General features: G+C 44.3%; 18 protein-coding genes. 15 read left to right on the top strand and 3 right to left on the bottom strand.

Annotation, left to right across the window (positions count from 1 at the left end; translation table 11 throughout):
- Window positions 1–201: 201 nt before the first annotated feature.
- The gene (locus B5G34_RS19470) at window positions 202–540 is read right to left on the bottom strand and encodes a helix-turn-helix transcriptional regulator (RefSeq protein WP_338109742.1); all 339 of its coding nucleotides are present in this window, start codon (window positions 538–540) and stop codon (window positions 202–204) included.
- 348 nt (window positions 541–888) lie between these two features.
- On the opposite strand from B5G34_RS19470, the gene B5G34_RS07235 reads away from it, so the two are divergent.
- Window positions 889–1,251 carry a hypothetical protein gene (locus B5G34_RS07235; RefSeq protein ID WP_087335651.1) on the top strand — a complete coding sequence of 121 codons (363 nt, stop codon included), beginning with the start codon at window positions 889–891 and terminating at the stop codon, window positions 1,249–1,251.
- Window positions 1,252–1,796: 545 nt separating this feature from the next.
- Here the strand turns inward: B5G34_RS07235 and B5G34_RS07230 are convergent.
- Together B5G34_RS07230 and B5G34_RS07225 are read right to left on the bottom strand one after the other, a co-directional pair.
- Window positions 1,797–2,045 (bottom strand): hypothetical protein, encoded by a 249-nt coding sequence (locus tag B5G34_RS07230; protein ID WP_024723283.1) that lies wholly within the window; start codon window positions 2,043–2,045, stop codon window positions 1,797–1,799.
- Window positions 2,046–2,280: 235 nt separating this feature from the next.
- Window positions 2,281–2,955, bottom strand: a complete 675-nt coding sequence (locus B5G34_RS07225; protein ID WP_087335649.1) for an alpha/beta hydrolase-fold protein — start codon at window positions 2,953–2,955, stop codon at window positions 2,281–2,283.
- A 359-nt stretch (window positions 2,956–3,314) separates the two neighbouring features.
- On the opposite strand from B5G34_RS07225, the gene B5G34_RS07220 reads away from it, so the two are divergent.
- The 14 genes from B5G34_RS07220 (at window position 3,315) to B5G34_RS07160 (ending at window position 19,709) form a co-directional block, all read left to right on the top strand.
- Window positions 3,315–3,698 (top strand): (deoxy)nucleoside triphosphate pyrophosphohydrolase, encoded by a 384-nt coding sequence (locus tag B5G34_RS07220; protein WP_087335647.1) that lies wholly within the window; start codon window positions 3,315–3,317, stop codon window positions 3,696–3,698.
- Window positions 3,699–3,877: 179 nt separating this feature from the next.
- Window positions 3,878–4,084 carry a helix-turn-helix transcriptional regulator gene (locus tag B5G34_RS07215; RefSeq protein WP_087335645.1) on the top strand — a complete coding sequence of 69 codons (207 nt, stop codon included), beginning with the start codon at window positions 3,878–3,880 and terminating at the stop codon, window positions 4,082–4,084.
- 49 nt (window positions 4,085–4,133) lie between these two features.
- Window positions 4,134–5,846 (top strand): phosphoadenosine phosphosulfate reductase family protein, encoded by a 1,713-nt coding sequence (locus tag B5G34_RS07210; protein WP_087335643.1) that lies wholly within the window; start codon window positions 4,134–4,136, stop codon window positions 5,844–5,846.
- 19 nt (window positions 5,847–5,865) lie between these two features.
- Complete coding sequence (locus B5G34_RS07205) at window positions 5,866–6,762, top strand: DUF4007 family protein (protein WP_087335641.1); 897 nt, start codon at window positions 5,866–5,868, stop codon at window positions 6,760–6,762.
- A 13-nt stretch (window positions 6,763–6,775) separates the two neighbouring features.
- The gene (locus B5G34_RS07200; RefSeq protein WP_087335640.1) at window positions 6,776–10,390 is read left to right on the top strand and encodes a hypothetical protein; all 3,615 of its coding nucleotides are present in this window, start codon (window positions 6,776–6,778) and stop codon (window positions 10,388–10,390) included.
- A 12-nt stretch (window positions 10,391–10,402) separates the two neighbouring features.
- Window positions 10,403–11,548, top strand: a complete 1,146-nt coding sequence (locus B5G34_RS07195; RefSeq protein ID WP_087335638.1) for an aminotransferase class V-fold PLP-dependent enzyme — start codon at window positions 10,403–10,405, stop codon at window positions 11,546–11,548.
- Window positions 11,549–11,563: 15 nt separating this feature from the next.
- On the top strand, window positions 11,564–13,756 hold the full coding sequence (locus tag B5G34_RS07190) for a DEAD/DEAH box helicase family protein (protein ID WP_087335636.1): 2,193 nt from the start codon (window positions 11,564–11,566) through the stop codon (window positions 13,754–13,756).
- Entirely contained in the window at window positions 13,749–13,910 is a 162-nt protein-coding gene (locus B5G34_RS18895; RefSeq protein ID WP_204245922.1) for a hypothetical protein, read from the top strand. The genes B5G34_RS07190 and B5G34_RS18895 overlap by 8 nt, the downstream gene beginning before the upstream one ends.
- Before the next feature lie 12 nt (window positions 13,911–13,922).
- Window positions 13,923–15,905 (top strand): AAA family ATPase, encoded by a 1,983-nt coding sequence (locus B5G34_RS07185; RefSeq protein WP_087335633.1) that lies wholly within the window; start codon window positions 13,923–13,925, stop codon window positions 15,903–15,905.
- 13 nt (window positions 15,906–15,918) lie between these two features.
- Window positions 15,919–16,473, top strand: a complete 555-nt coding sequence (locus B5G34_RS07180; RefSeq protein WP_087335631.1) for a hypothetical protein — start codon at window positions 15,919–15,921, stop codon at window positions 16,471–16,473.
- 18 nt (window positions 16,474–16,491) lie between these two features.
- Window positions 16,492–17,937: a hypothetical protein gene (locus B5G34_RS07175; protein ID WP_087335629.1), complete on the top strand. Its 1,446-nt coding sequence runs from the start codon at window positions 16,492–16,494 to the stop codon at window positions 17,935–17,937.
- Window positions 17,938–18,351: 414 nt separating this feature from the next.
- Window positions 18,352–18,885: a GDSL-type esterase/lipase family protein gene (locus tag B5G34_RS07170; protein WP_087335627.1), complete on the top strand. Its 534-nt coding sequence runs from the start codon at window positions 18,352–18,354 to the stop codon at window positions 18,883–18,885.
- Window positions 18,886–18,917: 32 nt separating this feature from the next.
- Window positions 18,918–19,262, top strand: coding sequence for a rhodanese-like domain-containing protein (locus tag B5G34_RS07165; protein WP_343286559.1), 345 nt, complete (start codon window positions 18,918–18,920; stop codon window positions 19,260–19,262).
- A 21-nt stretch (window positions 19,263–19,283) separates the two neighbouring features.
- A complete protein-coding gene (locus tag B5G34_RS07160; protein ID WP_087335623.1) occupies window positions 19,284–19,709 on the top strand; it encodes a hypothetical protein in 426 nt (141 codons plus the stop codon).
- The last annotated feature ends 14 nt before the right edge of the window (window positions 19,710–19,723 follow it).

The following is a 19,723-nucleotide window of genomic DNA, read 5'->3' as shown; positions in this document are numbered from 1 at the left end:
CGTCAGTCGCCTCCATCCTCGTCCACCGAAATACTGCCATTTCTAACACACATCCATTGTCAAAAGCAGAATTCGACCTTACGCTTCTCTGATACTTGCCATAATGGCGTGATATTCTATTTATAAAGTCGCTTGTTCACCCAAGGGCTGCGGCCGTCCGGCAGGACCGCGGCAGGCCTATGGGTACAGGCGGATAAGGATCTAAGCGGTTTTGAAATTCTGCCATGCCCACTGTACCTGAGGAAATGTCCCCATAAAAAGACCTGAGCAGCAGGCGGCTGCCTGCTGCTCGCAAGAAACGATATGAGAAGTGGAGATGATGATCTCGTTCATCGGCACCTGGAGCAAAGCGCTCAGTGCATAGAGGTTATCTACACTGGGAAGGCTCTGGCCCCGCTGCCATTTGTAGATGGCTTGCGGCTCCTCAAATCCGAAATAGTGCTGGAGATCTCGGACTGTCAGGCCGCGATCCTTCCGGAGCCGGCAGATATTTGCCCCGGTAGCCACAGGATCGATGACAGGAAACTGAATCATGGACATATGGATCGCCTCCATTCACCAGGATGATCTCCACCTTAGCGGAGTATTTCAGCATACCTGATGTGCTCTAAAATAGCAAGCGATCTTTGCCATTTGTAATGAGATTGTTATACAAGAGTCTACGATCGGAACATCCTCGGTGCCGTCCGTATATCAGCCAGCGATTGCTGTGCTGTGCCCTCTGGGGTGCTCACACCAAGACAAAAAGAAGGAGATGATCAGCTGTGACGCAGTTGGTTCCATTGGACAAACGCAGTAAGAAAGCCCAGCGGGAATACCACGCGAAACAGCGTGGCTCCTGGCACGGGGTCAACCCTATCACCCGAACCGTACAGAGCAGGAAGACTTATGACAGAGCAAGAGTTAAACAAGCGGATCGCCGAGATCTTGGGATCTACTAAAAACGAGCCCGGATGCGGTCGACGTTCCGGCCGCCAATATCGCCGTACCCAATGTGTCAGGCACTCAGACCATCTTCTGTTTTTGATTCAGCACAGCAGGTATGCACCAAACATGGGGTATATCATGGGAGACTATGAGGGATTAAGAACATTACTTCATTCTGGACTGCACATTCAGTATATGAAGTCCAGCGATCGTCAACAGTACCTGAAGCGAAGATCCAATCGAAAAGTCCGTAAGTATTTCGGCCTATCGAAGAAGGGCAACCAGTATCGCAAAGTGTTTGAATACTGGTGGACGCTCTATTAAATTTAAGATTGGTCAAAGATCGACTCATAGCAGGAAAAATCCTGCTTCACGACCTACGCAGCGTAGACATACAATCAGGAGTGGCCGACAACGGCACCGATAGAAACGGAGAAAATGCGGAAGTTTCCCCGTTAGGGATGGGTTAGGGATTTGGCGGTTTCGGCGGCTGCGCTCACTCATCCCCCGACCGCTGTTCCACCACTGAAACCGCCGCAAAACAGCAATCTCCAAAACCACAAAAATCAAACTTAAAATGCAGAAAAACCGCCTATTTAGGCGCTTTTTCTGCAAAATTTGGTCGGAGTGCGGGGACTCGAACCCCGGGCCTCCTGCTCCCAAACGCTTGAACCAAATTTTTTGTGGTGATTTGTAGTGCTTTCCAGCATTTTCCGCTCGGTATCGAATATTTTTTGACGCTCTTAAATCCGCTGTTTCCACGTGTTCCGGTCCTGACTGTGGTCAAATATGGGGTCAAAAACGCTTCCTGACCAGGGGCGGCAGGTGTCTGCCAACCCCGGCCGGGAAGCGTTTTTTCGTGAGAGAAGTTACTCGATTTCCAGCAACTGCTGGGCGGCATCCATGGCCGCTCGCTTATCCCGAATCTGGGGGTCGTCATACGACTTCCTGCGGCACATCCAGCAGGAGCAGTGGATCTTCCCTTTGGACAACCGTCCGGCGGCGCCGCGTGCCCATGCGGAGACAAACTCTTCGCCCCCAAGCTGGCGGAGGATCGTTTCCTTGCGATGGATCGCACGCATGCGCTGTTTGCGATAGTAACTGCGGTCTCTGTTCAATTGTGCTCACTCCTTGACAGTTCGGGCCGCCTGCAAGAGTCGTCAAGGAAACATGCTCTCTTACAGGCCGCCTATCTGCCGAGAAGAAAAACGGTGATAACCCATTATTTTAATCCTTTCTGCTGTTTGGGCTATTGTACCTCTGCCGGGGGTGTTAAGCAAGTCTTTTCTGTGCGGCGGGCGTATCAGTTTTTCACACACCTATTCAAAGAATAAAAGACCTGCGGACTGCGGTCTATCTGTTCAGTAACCACTGAATGCCCGCAATGGTCCGTTCAATCCCCTGGACAAAGTGGTTTCCGGGGTTCAGCTGGAACACTGTGTCGATGCCTTTGCTCTGGTAAAAAGCCCAGATCTCCTCTGTATTTTCCTGAACTGTTTTCAGGATTGGATTGCGTGTCTTAGCCTCCTTGTCCCCCAGAGAGAAATAGATGCAGTCCGGCCGGCTCTTCGGCTCGTGGGAGAAGATGTACTCTTTGAAGCCAGGAAACCACAAGGAACCGGATATGCACCCCACCCGAGAGAACATATCTGTCCGGTAGATAGCGTACAGGGCGAACAGACCAGCCAAAGAGTATCCGGCGATTCCCCGCCAGGACGGAACTCCGGCAAGTTCCTTCTCTGCCGTTGGGATAATCTCCGTGGTCAGGTGCCGTAGATAGTCGTCTGCTCCGCCGGTACAGGATTCGGCGTTTCTGAAGACTGGTGGACTGTCCCAGGGCACCATGTCGTGGTTCCAGTCCAGATCACTGATGGCCACCAGCGTAAACGGTGGGCAGCCAGTGGCCTGTGCGGCCTCATATACCTTAAGGCCTTCGCCAGAGAAGGTGTTGAGGTAGATGATAGGCGCAGTTGTTTTCAGACTTGGAAAAATCGATGCGGTCTTACTGCCTATTATAAAGTGAAGCATATCAGGAATTACCCGCTTTCTATCCAAGTGATACGGTTCGGTAGTTCCCATATTTTAGCGTAATATTATTAAGCCTGCAAGTTTGCAGTATTGTTACGGATAATTTCTGAGATGGGATGGAACGCAAGCGAATAGTCCTATTTACCGGACAGATATTGTGTTATGAGCACAAAGTGAACTTTTAATGATGGCAGTGCCCACAATGAGGTTACTAAATTTATAGATGGAACAGCGAGAAATCTATTCCGGCAGGTTAAAGTGCTTGTCGAATATTGAAAATATAAGTATACTGGGCATAACAGTGTCCACTCTCTGGGAACACAGCACATATTTGATTTTTTAAGACAGGGGTAGAAATCATGACTGAGGTAGTAGCAGCCCTGATCTGGGATCAGGGCAAGTTTATGATCTGTCAGCGCCCGGCCCATAAGGCCAGAGGGCTGCTGTGGGAGTTTGTAGGCGGCAAGGTGGAGCCAGGCGAAACCAAGGAGCAGGCGCTGATCCGCGAGTGCCAGGAGGAACTGGCTGTCACAGTGGATGTCGGCGAGGTGTTTATGGATGTGACCCATGAATACCCAGATCTGATTGTTCATCTAACTTTGTTTCATGCAACCATTCGTGAGGGTGTTCCCCAGAAACTGGAGCACAACGATATTCGGTGGATTATGGTAGATGAGATAGAACGATATGAGTTTTGCCCGGCTGATGTTGAGATATTGGAACGGCTTAGGAACTCCATTTAAATTTACTATTATAGATCTGAAATCCTACATTGTTTGTCACTATATCAAGAATATTCATATAACTGGATTATAAAATTGGAAAAATCAATTTTATTTTGAATTTTTGTGGGTTTTGTCGTATAATGAACAGAAGACACTTTCATATCACTGGGAAGATAGTTATGGGGTGAACAGTAGTTATGAATTATAATAAACTTTGGAAAATGCTGATTGACAAGAATTTGATGAAGAAAGATCTGATAGAAATGGCGGGCATTACTACAAACGCAATGGCCAAAATGGGAAAGGGTGGCGATGTATCTACCCAGGTCTTGAGCAAAATTTGTAATGTGTTAGATTGCAAGTTAGAAGATATAGTAGAATTGGATTCAGAGCAGGAGTCCTGATTATTGTACTTTTAGTATGTTAGAATGTTTGACAATAAGGTGATTGCAGATGTGGTGCAAGAATTGCAATATAGAGACAAATGAACAATACTGCCATATCTGTGGCGGTGAAACCACCGAGGATCTTCCTGTTGAAATCTATTGGTGCAGCCACTGTAATACTCCCATTATTCAGTCGGTAAAGCAAGTGGGCAAAGGAACTTGCCCGATTTGTAAATCTAATACCAAATACATGACTGCGGATCTTCGACCTGTCTTCCCTCAGGAGCGGTTACTCTTGGAGGTTCTTTTAGGGAAAAAGCCTCACGAATTAATTGAAAAGTCTGTGTGGGCTTCTAACAGCCGCTATTATATTGATGGAAAATCAATTTCTATTTCGAGTAAAACCTTTCAAGAGGCAGATGCTGAAGCAATTGCAAAAGTTCTTGAACAGGAGGCACCCCAAAATACATATGTGCATTTCGACAAGCATATTGATACATTCATTGAGGCCAATAAAGACCGCCTTAATTATCTTATTGACGAGGCACATCGGTTTGTGAAACGCGCTGCTGCCAAATTTGATGAGGAACATATTGTTGTGTCGTTCTCAGGCGGTAAAGACTCGACCGTCACTGCTGATTTAGTTACGAAAGCGTTGAGCAATCCTGAACTGACGCATATTTTTGGAAATACGACTTTGGAATTTCCGTATACGATTCAATATGCCGAAAGATTCAATGCTGCGCATGAGCAGTGTTTCTGGATTGCCAAAAATAATGAACAGAACTTTTACGATGTTTGCGAGGATATTGGCCCGCCGGCTCGAATGATGCGCTGGTGCTGCTCTATGTTTAAGACTGGCCCAATTACTCGAATCATCAATAAGTTGTATAGAGACTCAAGGATTTTGACTTTCTATGGAATTCGAAAATCCGAGTCCGTTAGTAGAAGCAAATATAATCGGATCGAAGATGATGCGGAGTCTGTAAAAATCCAACAGCAGACGGTTGCCTCCCCGATTTTCTTCTGGAAAGATCTCGATATTTGGCTTTATATCTTGGCCGAAAAAATTGATTTCAATGATGCATATCGTCTTGGTTATGATCGTGTTGGCTGCTGGTGTTGTCCGAATAATAATCAGAGAGCACAGTTCCTGTCGAGAATCTATATGCCGGAGCAGTCCCGAAAATGGCGGGACTTCTTGGTGTCTTTTGCTCAAAAGATTGGAAAGCCTGATCCTGAAGTCTATGTAGACACAGGAAAATGGAAAGCTCGTCAAGGTGGAAACGGTCTGGCCTCTGCGGGAGATGTTAAAATTAAATTTACCAACTGTACTACCGAGGAGCATGCCAAGATTTATCGTTTGGTTCGTCCCTTTGATGATGAACTTGTTGGGATGTTCACACCTTTTGGCCGCATTGCTCCTGAACTCGGTCAGAAGCTCCTTAACGAAGTCCTTGTTTTGGACAGTAGAACAAATGTCCCGATACTTTCGCTTCAACCGTTTGGCCAACAGGGGTACGATTATGCAGTAAAAATTCGGACTATGAATGTTGCTGACCACGATGATTTACAGCGGATGGTCGGTTATCAGATCCGCAAATTTAATGCTTGCCGCAAATGTTTGAAGTGTGAGTCGCTATGCCCAGCGGGTGCAATTTCTATTATTGGCGATAACTACTACATTAACCCAGACAAGTGTGTTCACTGTAAGATGTGTGTTACACCGAAGTATCTTGATGGCGGATGCATGATGGATAAGTACCTAAGAACAAAGTAATTAGAACAGAGGTAGCGATATGGCTATGAAATTTAGAGCCCATGATACTTTTTTCATCCGCAAAGGATGGCTGAGTAAGGGCATGAAATATGTCTGCAATAAGCCAGATGTTTTTATAGATAAAAATGATCCGCCTATGGATGTACTTGGCATTGGCTCTAACATGGTCAAAGCATTAAGATACTGGCTTCAAACTGTTGGGCTAACGATAGAGCCAAACTCTGGACGCCGGACACAGCGTTTTACCAAACTTGGAAAAGCTATCTTTGAGCATGACCGATTCATTGAAGAAACTGGAACCTTATTCCTTTTGCAATATAAACTTGCAAGTAATAAGGAAGATGCAACTGCATGGTACTATTTCTTCAACGAGTTTACCATGTCCGAGTTTACTAAAGAAGACTTTGTGGCAAATCTACAAAACTTTGTTCTAATGAACGAGCCAAACACTTCTGTTGCAATTAGATCACTGAATGATGATTTTACTTGCATCATCAACACATATCTCCCCAAATTTAGGAGTGGTTCTCCCAGGAACAACCCGGAAAATAATATTGACTGCCCTTTTGGTGAATTGGGGCTTGTGGATGTTCTTAGCAAAGTGCGCCGCACTTATAAGAAAACGATTCCTTCTGTTGCTTCAATCAATCCCTGGGTCGCTCTTGCAGTTATTCAGGATCAGTCAAAAGGGAGAAAAGAGATTAGCCTCAATGAGCTGCTCACTGCTCCGTGCAACATTGGCAAGGTATTCAATCTTGATGCGATTTCTATGCTGGACCTGTTGCGAGTGGTTGAAAAATTGGGAGAAGTTAAAATTATTAGGACTGCCGGTTTGGATATTATCAGGATTCTCTCTGACAAGGATTTTAGCGCCTGTGTTGAGATGTATTATTCGAGCCTAAACGAGCATAACTGAGGAGTATTAGACTATGAGTAAAATGATCTCTGTGGCGTCAGGGTTTCAGTATTCCGTTAACATCGGGTATGATCTGAACAATGATGACAAATTAAAAAACTTTATCCCAACGAGATCTGCGCTTGAACTCCTTGAGGATATTTTGCTCAGCACAAGAAACAACTCAACGGATAGAGCCAGAGTTCTGATAGGTGCCTATGGTAAAGGCAAATCGCATATTGTCCTTACTATTATGGCTATGCTGATGAAGCGTGATCTTTCTCTTTTTGAAAAGACTCTGCCCAAAATAAATGATGACCTGGAACTTCAAAGCTGCGTAAAGAATTATTACGACAGTGAAAATAAGATTCTGCCTATCATAATCACCGGCAGTAATACCAGTTTGACTCAAGCATTTTTGCTTGCTCTTCAGAGAACTCTCACAGAAAACAATTTGCTTGATATTATGCCGGAAACAAACTATAGAGCTGCGATTCATGCCATTGAGCGGTGGAAGAAAGATTTCCCCAATACTTTCGAGGATTTTAAGAAGCTGCTGGATGTCCCTGTAAGCAAGTTCATCAGTGAGCTTGAAGATTACAACATTACGGCCTATGAAAAGTTTGAACGAATTTATCCCACCCTTACCGCAGGAAGTGTGTTCAATCCTTTCTTAGGCTTTGATGTGGTGGAGCTATACGAAGGAGTTGTAAAAAGCCTTCGGGGAAAAGGGTTTACCGGCGTCTATGTGATCTATGATGAATTCAGCAAGTATCTTGAAGCCAATATATCTGAGGCATCTGTAAGTGATACAAAGATGCTTCAGGACTTTGCAGAAAAGTGTAATCGCAGCGGCAATTTGCAGATGCATCTTATGCTTATTTCGCATAAGGAAATCTCAAATTACATCGATACATTGCCAAAGCAAAAGGTTGACGGCTGGCGAGGAGTATCTGAGCGTTTCACGCATATCCATCTGAATAATAACTTCTCGCAGACTTATGAAATCATTGCTTCCGTAATTCAGAAAAATTCTGTAATGTGGAAGCAGTTTTGTCATGCCTATAAAGAAAACTTTGATGGTGTAACTCAACGGTATGTCGGCCATTCACTTTTTTCTGAAATGAGTGCTATGGAGCTGGGGACAATGATCCGAGCTTGTTATCCTCTCCATCCAGTATCTATTTTTATACTCCCACGCCTTTCTGAGTGTGTTGCGCAGAACGAGCGCACATTGTTTACCTTCCTGTCCGCTAATGGTGCGGCAACATTGCCGAACTTTCTGGATCGGTATCATGACGACAGCTTTAGCATGATTACGCCCGACATGATCTATGATTACTTTGAGCCGTTGTTTAAAAAGGAAGTCTATTCCAGCGATTTGTACAAGACTTACCAGCTGACCGCAACTATCTTGGCCAAAATTGAGGATGATTCTCTTGAGAGCAAAATTGTAAAAACCCTTTCGCTTATCTATATTTTGGAGCAGTTTGAGAAGCTCGCTCCTACTCATGATGAGCTTGTTGGTATTTTTTCTGTGGGATATACGGTTCCAGAAGTAGAAACTGCTATCGACAATTTGATTGGGAAGGAATATGTCGTATATCTGAAGCGCAGTAACAATTATTTGCGGCTCAAACAAACTTCAGGCGTGGATATTCAGCAGAAAATTCACGATATGATGGCGAGTCCAAAAGGCAAGGCTTCGGTGAAAGATACCCTGAATAAAGTCAACTTTGACAGTTGTGTCTATCCTTCCAGGTACAACGATGAACGGGAGATGACAAGATATTTCTCCTTTGTGTTTGTCAATGCGACAGAGGTGTCTGCGGAAACAAACTGGAGCGTTAAAAGTGAAAACATACCTGGTGACGGTGTTGTTTATGGGATTATTCCGCATAGTGCGGAAAATCTCTCTGAAATTAAAGAAGTCCTTTTATCTGCCAGCGGACAAGCAGAGCAAGCCATTTTTGTTGTTCCCAATCAGTATACAGATATTTCAGAGGTCATTGCTGAATTTAATGCGGTATCTATACTTAGAGAGACCGCAATTGATGACAAAGTCCTGTTTGATGAGTACGAAGTCATTTATGAAGATCTGAGAGAAGTAATTAACGCCTATATCAAGGCGTACACGCAGCCAGAAAAATACATGGCCCGCTATATCTATCAGGGTAAGGAACACATGATCGGGCGCAAGGCTTCCTTGACAGGTTTGATTTCAGATATTTGTGACAAGGTGTTTTCCCAGACCCCCGTTATCAATAATGAGGCAATCAACAAAGACGATATTACTTCTATTGCTTATAATAGTCGTAGCAAAATTATTTCCGGCCTTTTAAGAAATGAATTGGAAAAAGGGCTTGGGCTAACTGGCTCTGGTCAGGAAGTGTCTATTATGCGCAGTACCTTGATTCGTACTGGCGTGTTAGTAGAAGAAGCGGGCATCCCGAAGATTAACCTCTGCCCGGATGACCCTTATTTGGAAAACACATTGACCACTATTGTGGAGTTCATTCGTGAAGCACATCAAAAGGGCAAAATGAACTTTGGCGATTTGTATTATCGCCTAACGAGCGCCGAGCATCATATCGGTATGCGAAAAGGTTTGATCCCCATTTACCTTGCTGCCGTGATGCATGAGTTCCGGCAAAGTGTTCTGATTACAGATCGCTTTGGCCAAGTGCCAACCTCTACAGATACCTTATTGCAAATTAATGCAGAGCCGTCAGCATTCTTTATCACTTACTTGGACTGGAATCCAGAAAAGGAATTATTTGTTTCCTCCTTGGCTGAGTTGTTCCGTGACCATGTAATTGAGGCAGAAAAAGCAAACAATGCTCATGATTATGTTGTCTTTGCAATGCGCCGCTGGTATATGTCCCTGCCCAAATATTCAAAAGAGATTAAGAAAACTATTTCTGGCGATAAGGTAGATAAAAGATACCTTTCGTTTGCCCGTTTGCTTAGACAAAACACAGGTGCCCATGAGCTTTTGTTTCAGCGTCTTCCAGAAGCATTTGGTTATGCAGCTGAGTTTACACCCGGCGTGGTTGAGAATGTCGCTGCAGCAAAGAAATATTTTGATGATGCTCTATCTATGTTAAAGAAAAAGCTGGTAAAAGAAGTGAAGGAACTTTTTGCTGCTCCTCACACCAAAAGATTTGGCATGACATCTCTCGCTTCTGTTATTAAGGACTGGTGCGAATCGCTCGACAGGACAGCATATGAGCAATTGTTCCCCGACGGGACAGAGAAATGCCTGGCTTTGTTCCAATCTATGACGAATGATGAAGATACCTTTATTGCACGGCTGGCAAAGATCTGCACCGACCTGCGTTTGGAAGATTGGGATGATAACACACACAGCCGTTTTTCCAAGAAACTTAATCAGAATAAAGCAACTGCAGAACAGTATCATTCCGTAGCAGAAAAGCAAAGTAATGATCATGCGGATAGCAATTATCATGTTACCTTCGTTGAAGAGAGCGGTGTTGCAATCACAAAACGCTTTGACAGAGTGGAGATTTCCAAGCGAGGAAAGCTGCTACTGAATGCGATTACTTCAGATATTGACTCCATGGGACACTCGATTACGGAACAGGAAAAGCGTCAGATTCTCATGGAAGTATTGAAAAAGTTGTGTTAAGGGTGGGTGAATATGGCTTACTTTGATAACGCAGCAACTACATATCCCAAGCCAGAAGTAGTGTATTCCTATATGGATATGTTTTATCGAAGCAACGGTGCCAGTGCAGGTCGAGGCAAATACGGAGCTTCTGTGTCAGCGGGTGCGTTGATTGCTGAAACAAGGCAGTTAATACAAGACCTTATGCACTGCCAAGCTAAACAAGTCGTATTCACGCCAACAGCAACGGTGGCGTTGAATATTGTCCTGCAAGGATTGATTAGAAGCGGAGTCAAAGAGATTTATATCAGTCCATTTGAGCATAATGCAGTTACACGCACTCTGCATTCTTATAGTGAGAGTGGCCAGATCAATGTTCACAAGCTCGCAGTCACCGATGACATGGTCTATGACATCCAAAGAATACGCTACCAATTTGAAAGTGAAAAGCCAGACCTGGTGATTATCAGTCATGCGAGCAATGTATTTGGCCTCATTGCCCCTATAGAAGACATTTTCAAGTTGAGCAAACAATTCAACGCCTATACGGTTGCAGACATGGCCCAAACTGCCGGGTTGGTCGATTGTAATGTGGGTTCCTCCGTTTTTGACTTTGCAATATTTGCAGGACACAAAACACTTTATGGCCCAACCGGCATATCAGGTTTTATAATGAAACCAGAAATTGATTTACCATCCGTTATTTATGGTGGAACCGGTTATGAGTCAGCAAACCAAAATATGCCGCGTTCCCTCCCTGAAAGATTCGAGATGGGTACCATGAACATTAGTGGAATTGCGGGTCTAAACGCAGCCCTGAAGTGGATTGACGAAATATCAATTTCGAACTTGCGTGAAAAAGAAACAAGAAATAGACTGCGCTTGCTCGAAATCTTGGACAATTATTGGTTCATTAAAGTTATCGGCAACTACCCACAAAATAATTATGTCGGCATAGTATCTTGCGTTATTGATGGGATTAGCAGCGATAGCGCAGGGCAAATTTTCGACAAGGCTGGTATTGCTGTGAGAACTGGTTTGCAGTGTGCTCCATTAGCACATGAGTTTATGAAAACCTATCCTGCTGGTACAATACGATTTAGTGTAAGTTATTTTACAACGGAACAAGATTTTCAAGAGTTAATCCAGGCTCTTGGTTATATCGAGGAAAATCTATAAGTAGGGGGTGAAAGGGTGAGCTTTACTGAGATTGATATAAAGCAGGAATACCGCTCTCGGCTTGATAATGTCATCAAAGACTTCTATATTCCTGTCTTAAAAGAAGCAACTCTTTATAAGCGAGCCGTAGGCTTCTTCTCGTCTACTGCATTAGTTGAGATGTCTCTCGGTATATGCGGGCTCGTGAAAAACGGTGGTAAAATACAGTTGATTGCTTCGCCACGCTTATCAGCAGAAGATGTTGCTGCAATCAATGAAGGTATTAGGCGAAGAGATGATGTAATAGAAGAGGCTCTTATCAGAGAGTTATCTGAACCAATAGGCCTTCAGGCATCCGAGAGACTAAATTTGTTATCTAACCTGATAGCATCTGGCGTTCTGGAAATCAAAATTGCATTCTTGGAGACAGATAATTCTGTTGGAATGTTCCATGAAAAGATGGGCCTGATGTATGATAAGGACAATAATATTATTGCTTTTTCCGGTTCCATGAATGAAAGCTTCAATGCTTTCAGGCAAAATTATGAGGCTGTTGATGTGTTTACTTCGTGGTCAAACGACGAAGAGCGGGTATTGGCTAAACAATCTGCCTTTAATGCAATGTGGAATGATTATGAACCAAGCATCCGTGTTCGTGAGTTCCCGCAGGTGTCTGAGTTGATCGTCAGTAAATACCAAACCTCTAACGAAACGGATTTGAACCTTGATGATAGCTTTTCGGATGATCGCTTAGACAGCCTCCTACCAGTTGATATAGAGAACAACTTTAGTGGGCCGCACATTCCCGTCAAGGTGAAAATGCGTCCATATCAGATCGAAGCCATTAATAACTGGGCAGAAAACAACTATCGTGGTATCTTCGATATGGCAACCGGAACAGGTAAAACCTACACAGCCCTTGCAGCTATTGCAGCTTTATATAAGGCTACGAAGCAGAATCTTGCAGTCTTTATTGTCTGTCCTTATCAACACTTAGTTGAACAATGGAAGGATGATATAGTTGCATTTGGAATGAAGCCGATAGTATGTTATTCGGTATCCACGCAGAAGAATTGGAAGGAACGCCTTAAAACAGCAGCAACCAGCTTCAACCTGGGAGTACAAAATCACTTCTGCGTTGTGACCACAAATGCAACCTTTTCTGGAGAATATGTTCAGAGCATTGTCAAAAAAATGCATGGCAATGTCGTTCTTGTGGTCGATGAGGCTCACAATTTCGGTGCAGAAAACCTTAGTACCACGCTGGTGGATAATATGAAGTACCGCCTGGCACTTTCTGCTACAATTGACAGACACGGTGACTCTGAGGGTACAAGCAAACTTTATGATTACTTTGGCGAAAAGTGCATTGAATATACCCTTAAAGATGCCATCAACAATAAAATGCTCACGCCATATTACTATTACCCGGTAGTCGTTTCGTTAAGTGCAACGGAGCTGGAAGAATATCTGGACATCACAGCAAAAATTAGAAAAAATGTTCATGCCGATAAGCATGGCAAGGTTGTTCTCAGTGAGTATGCAAAGATGCTACTCATTAAAAGAGCACGGTTGGTATCTGGTGCGGCCGAAAAGATTGATGTTCTGAGAGAATTGATGCAGGATCACAAAGATGATAATCATATGTTGGTCTACTGCGGTGCAACAACCATGCACGATGTTGATTATAAAGAGGGCAAGGCACACATTGATGACATTAGGCAGATTGATCTTGTTGCGGATATGTTGGGAAATGACTTGGGAATGCGAGTTTCCAAGTTTACTTCAGAGGAGAATGCTGCAGAGAGAGAACGCATAAAAGCCGACTTTGATGCTGGTGACCATTTGCAAGCTGTAGTTGCTATTAGATGCTTGGATGAAGGTGTGAATATTCCGAGCATCAAAACAGCGTTCATTTTGGCGAGCAGCACAAATCCTAAGGAGTATGTACAGAGGCGAGGCCGAGTGCTACGACTCTTTAATGGAAAAAACTTTGCCGTTATTTATGATTTCATCACCCTCCCATTCGCTCTCGAATGCGTAGACCATGTTGATGCCGAGACATTAGAAAGTGGTAAGTCTCTGGCAAAGCGAGAGATTTTGCGAATGAAGGATTTTGCTTCCATTGCGGAGAATCCTTTCGATTCTGATGAATTGATTTCCAGGATTATGAGTGCCTACGAAATAGAATTTGATGACAATGATCCGGAGGATGAGGAATATGTCTAATGAGAATGGTATTGACCCTAAAAAACTGAATGCAATGAAAATAAAGATTCTCAAAGCAGAGCAGGAAAATTTGAGAACAAAGGACAAGACCACGGATGAGATGGTCGAGCACATCAGAAGGATAATTGCCTCTGAGGCGAAGAAAGGTTTTTAAGGGGGTGGTTTTATGTTAATTAAATCGCTGAAAATGAAGGATTTTCGACAGTTCAAGGGGACAACTGCGGTTGAGTTTTCTTGCAATCCGAATCAGAATGTAACTATCATTCTTGGCGATAACACTTATGGTAAAACCACTTTGCTCCAGGCATTTAACTGGTGCTTTTATGAAACGGCTATGTTTGACAATAATCCTGATTTCTTGCTGAATTTGGAAGTTGCAAATGGCATGACCAATGGTGACTCTGAAACTGTATCTGTTGAGATTTGTGTGATTCATAATGGCGTTGAGTATATTATTTCTCGCTCTCAACAGTATCTCTGCGCCAACAACAAAGTCTCCGGTGCCAAGAAAAGTCAAGTTAAGGTGTCCTATAAGCAACCAGACGGTCAGACAGAATCTGTTCGGGCATTAGAAGTCCAGAATGTTATTGAGAATATTCTTCCGAAAGACCTGTCTACATACTTCTTCTTTGATACAGAGCGTGTGCGTAGTATCAGCACCAGAAAAGATGTCTCAGATGCTGTTAAGGGCCTGTTGGGGCTTTCAATTATGGATAGTGCCATCAAACACATCGGAACCAAAGGCAACAAAAAAACAGTCTTAGGAAAACTTTATAGTGCAATGGACACCGATGGCGATAAACGGGCCCGCGATGCGTTAGACATGATTCAAAGTTCTGAAGCAAAGCGTGACGCAATCAAGGATCAGCTTGAAACCTGTGCTTCCCAAATCAAGCAATATGAAGCTCGTAAGGGCCAGCTGGATGATATTCTGCGTGATAATCAATCGACTGCCACATTGCAGAAAAAGAAAGAAGATCTTGAGCGTCGCCTTTCCGCAGAGAGCAGTTCCATGGAGAGCACTACAGGGCTGTTCTTCAAGGAGTTCAGCAAAGGCTCTTTGCAACTGTTCGCACAGCCATTGCTTGGCCAGGCAAATGACTTTCTTGCCGCCACAAAGATTGATGATAAAGGAATCCGTGACTTAACAGCGCCTACTATTTTGGAACTTTTAAAGCGTGGTAGATGCATTTGTGGCGCAGAAATCTGCGAGGGAAATGACGCTTATAGGCATTTGATGGACGAGTTGAATTATGTTCCGCCTGAGTCAATTGGCAATACAGTTCGTCATTATAGAGAGAAACTTTCCTCGTTCTCAAAAAATGCTGACCATATTTATGAGAGTTTAACCTCTCGTTATCAGGAAATTTATCGCTCTAAGGCTCGTATTCAGGAGTGGGAGGACGAACTTGCCGACATTAGTGTACAAATCCAGGGCAAAGAAAATATGAAACAGTATGAGATAGAACTGGTTGATGTGAAAAAGCGGTTAAAAGACCTGAATGACAGAAAAGAGCGTTTGATTCGAGAGGATGCGACATTGAAGAACGATATTGAACGCTATAAAAAAGTCTATGATAGTCTGGTCGCTGTTTCTGGGAAGAACAAGGAAACCATGCTGTTTATCCAGTATGCGGAAGAAATTCTTGATTGGCTCTCCTCTACATACAAGGAAAAGGAAACGTTTATCCGTGACGCTCTTGAAACAAAAGTCAATCATATTTTTGAACAGATGTATCATGGACATCGAAGGGTTTCTATCGATCAGCGGTACCAGGTCACTTTGCTGACCACGATTGAGGATAAAGAGATCGCTGCCGGTGAATCCGAGGGTTCCAATCGTGTAAAGAGTTTTGCATTTATTGCAGGGCTGGTCGCTTTGGCAAAAGAAAAGTTGGTTGCCAATGCCGGTGAGGAAGGGTTTAATCTTTCCTCGGAACCCTATCCGTTGGTAATGGATGCTCCGTTCTCAAATGCTGATGAAATTCATACTGCAAATATCTCGAAGGTTCTTCCAGAAATTGCAGAGCAGGTTATTATGTTTGTAATGCAGAAAGACTGGCATTACGCTGAACCGGTTATGGCTTCTCGTGTTGGTAAGCAATATACCCTGAAGAAGCATAGCGAAACCTATACAGTTCTGGAGTAAGGAGGGGTAAGGAATGTTTGAGAACGATTACACTATTACCGGAAAACACGCTACTTATCTAAAATTCCTGGCCGCAAAAAACTCTGGAGCCAAAGGTGACGATGATTCTTCACCAGTTTCTGCCAAGATTTTTGAGCGATACATAGATGTCTATATGAACGCTGCAATTTGGGGGTTGTTGTACAAGCGAACCGCACCTCGCGATACTACTTCTGATGACAGAGCAAGAATATACGCAGATGCATATGCTACTGAACGAGAAAACTGCGTTTTTCTGTATCGTATGGTAATGTTACTCGATAAAACCACCAATTTGGAACCTTCTATTCGTGTGGACCGTGCATTTCGTTATGATGCGCAGGAGGATAAAAAAGCAGAGTTTGAAGCGAACATGGATTTGTTCCACTCCTATGTCCGAGGTGGCATCGAAGAAATGTACGAGCAGTTTACTGATGGCTGCTCTACCAGGGACGACTATATGAATAAGCTCTATGAGGTTCTGACGACATTTAGACAGGAAATTGCTGGCCTTTCTTATGATGAAGAACTCGCAAAACTGATCGGCTGAGGCTAAGGGGGTGATTATATGGACAATAAGCTATTCTATGAGTATGTGTTATCACTGCTCTTCGAGGCTGGCCATGTAATCACCCCTTTTCCTATTTATCGAAACCACACATCGAATGAAGCTCTTTATATTGATTCAAAAGAAGATGTCGTTTTGAATCGCTTTGATCGTGGACTGTTGTCTCTGATGGATAATGTGTCTTTATTGGCAGATATTAAATGGCCAGGAGTTGTTGATGAACTCGACGAAAATGTTCAAATCTACTCTATCACAGTCAACTTCTCGAATCGTTGCCGAAGTCAAAGTGTAGCAGACATTCACCATCTGATGCAAAGATATTGGAACTGTACTCATAGCATAGTATTTTTCAAACATTGTGAAAAATATATCGTTTCGTTCGCAAATAATGTCTGTTCTCATATTTTGTCTGATTGGCGCAATGTCGGAATGGACTACGATGACATAATCGACAGAATTTGTGTTGGAAATATTTCTCTTACGACAAGTAATGAATACTTCCACGACTTTTTATATGCAGTTGCTCGAGAGTACTACATTCGACCGATTTCTTTTGAAGAAGCATCTTATGGGTTAATGCCAGCAGATTATATAACTAAGAGTTTGGCTTCTGATATTTCTTTTTCCAAAGATGAGATAAAGGAAATAATTCAAAGTAATCTGGTTGCTTTTGAAACCGTGTATGGTGACGATTATGTTGAGCCTAAGTACACTGGAATGGAAGAACTTAATCAGCATCATAATATTTCTGCCGAAATTGACCGAATCAGTTTTGAACTTGAACTCAATAGTGATATAGATGATGCTCAACTTGAGCAATTTGATTTTGAGGAGGAAGGTTTCGAGGAGGACAATGATGACGACTTTTTTGACGGTTATGACGAGAATGTAGATCCTGCCATTTTCGATGATCCTGTATTGATGGTAAAGTGGCTTGAAAAAAAGCAAAAAGAGCGTGACAGTGAAACACTAAAGAATCAAGAACAGGAACGCCTTGAAGCGGCATGTCGGGAGCAGGAACGCCTTGATGTAGCACGCCAGGAACAGGAGCGCCTTGATGCAGCACGCCGGGAACGGGACCTTGAGGCAGCTCGCCAGGAACAAGAGCGTATAAAAACAGAGAGAGCACACTTGTTTTCTCAGCTTGAAAATACTCATTTAACCAAATTAAAAGAACTCGAATCTCGGTATCTGGCTGAAAAGAAACGACTTCATCACGAGCTTTTACAAATCGAAAAAGGCATTCAGGAAAAAAATAATCAGCTTTCTAAGCTGTCATTTCTTCGTTTTTTAGAGAGAAGATCTCTTACGGCGGGTTTGGAGAAGTTAGGACAACGAAAACAGAAACTACTTATGCTAATTCAAGACATTGAATCTATGTATAACGAACAATGTAATAAGGAACGTACAGAGTTTAGTATGATTTTGGCAGAAAAGGGATTGTAATATACAGTTTTTAAAAGACCATTGTCGGTGGATCGCTCCGGACGGTAGAGTACCAGATGAAGGGACTAAGAGTTTGCTAACTATAGATTATAAGTTGACATCTCAGAGTATCATCACATACTTCCGGGAGTTCCACGAGACCCACAGAGTGGCTGGGGTGGTGATGGAGTATCTACGCCAAAAGCGGCTATGCCGATATCCAAACCCAGCGTAACATCCCGTACAACCCTTTCAAGCGGTTCGGGGGTATACATATGCACTACCACGCCAAGCCCCTGGGCGTGATCCAAGTGGATAAGTCCGTTTGGCAGAAGTTAACCTGAGAGGAGAAACAAGAAATCAAACAGAGCTGAGATAAGAAGTTGGAAGACTATTACCGGCAGTTTAAGTAATGTAGAGAAAGGAAAATGGTCAATGGAGGTCATCTGCTTCGGCGACTCCAACACCTACGGATACGATCCCCAAGGCTATTTCGGTGGACGTTACGATGCAGACAGTCGATGGGTGGACATTCTGGCCGTGGAAACCGGCTGGACCGTCTGCAACATGGGACAGAATGGCCGGGAAATTCCGTCTGCGGCTCCTGCTTTCCCAGATGACACAGATCTGCTGATCGTCATGCTGGGAACCAACGATCTGCTCCAGGGCCGAAGCCCGGAGCAGGCCGCCGGGAGGTTGGAGCGGTTCCTCTCCGGTGTCTCCATGGATCGAAGTAAAGTCCTGTTGATCGCACCGCCGCCGGTGACCCTGGGAGCGTGGGTGTCCAGCCCACAGCTCATAGACGACTCCTGCACTTTTGCCCGGCTCTGTCAGGCCCTTGCGGAACGAATGGGCATCCGCTTTGCCGACGCCGGAAGGTGGGACATCTCCCTGGTCTATGACGGCGTACACTTCACAGAGCAGGGCCACAAAGCCTTTGCCGCCGGACTTCTGAAGGAACTCAAATGAAACGAATTTTGCCTCTGCTACTTTGCCTACTGTTGCTGACCGGATGCGGTGGGAATGACGCAAACGGCTCCTATGAGCAGATTACCCAGGAAGCAGCCAAAGAAATGATGGATACCCAAGAGGTTATTATCCTGGATGTACGGGAGCAGGACGAGTACGACAGTGGTCACATCCCCGGCGCCGTGCTACTGCCGGTGGGTACGATTGATGAAGAAACTGCCGCCGAGGTGATTCCCAAGAAGGATTCCACGGTGCTGGTCTACTGCCGCAGTGGAAATCGCAGCAAGACCGCGTCCTCTGCGCTGGCGGACCTGGGCTACACCAGCATCTATGAATTCGGTGGTATCAACACCTGGCCCTATGAGACGGAGCCGTAAGAGTTGCATGAGGTATTAGCCATGAGACAGACGACCTGGGATGATTACTACGCAGGCTTCTACGACTGGTCGCCCAGCACTCAGAAAAGTTATGCCTATCGCCTGACCGATTACGGACCGGCGGATGAGGTATGGGAAGTGGCGCAGGAACTGGCCTTTCAAGATGAAGCCTTTACCGCAAAGTTTCTGGAAAAGGCGCTGGCCGCCGGCGTCCGCTTTACGCCGAATCAGGTGCTGGAGATGGTGGGCACAGTGGAGGAGTCTCTTCTGAGTAAAATCGCGGAGCGGACAGACGTGCCCTTTGACCGGGAACAGCTGGAAGAGATCTACATGATGATCGACGACGACTCCTTGAATACGCCGCCTGAAACGGTGCCCTTAGACCGCACGAATGGTGCACTCAGACCGCTGAAATGGTGCATGGTCACCGCAGTCATGGTGCATTGACAGGATGGCCACTA

It is taken from the genome of Flavonifractor sp. An82 (genome assembly GCF_002159265.1).
Classification (GTDB): domain Bacteria; phylum Bacillota; class Clostridia; order Oscillospirales; family Oscillospiraceae; genus Flavonifractor.
Note: the sequence above shows the minus strand (reverse complement) of the source record. Positions and strands in the feature narration are given on the sequence as shown.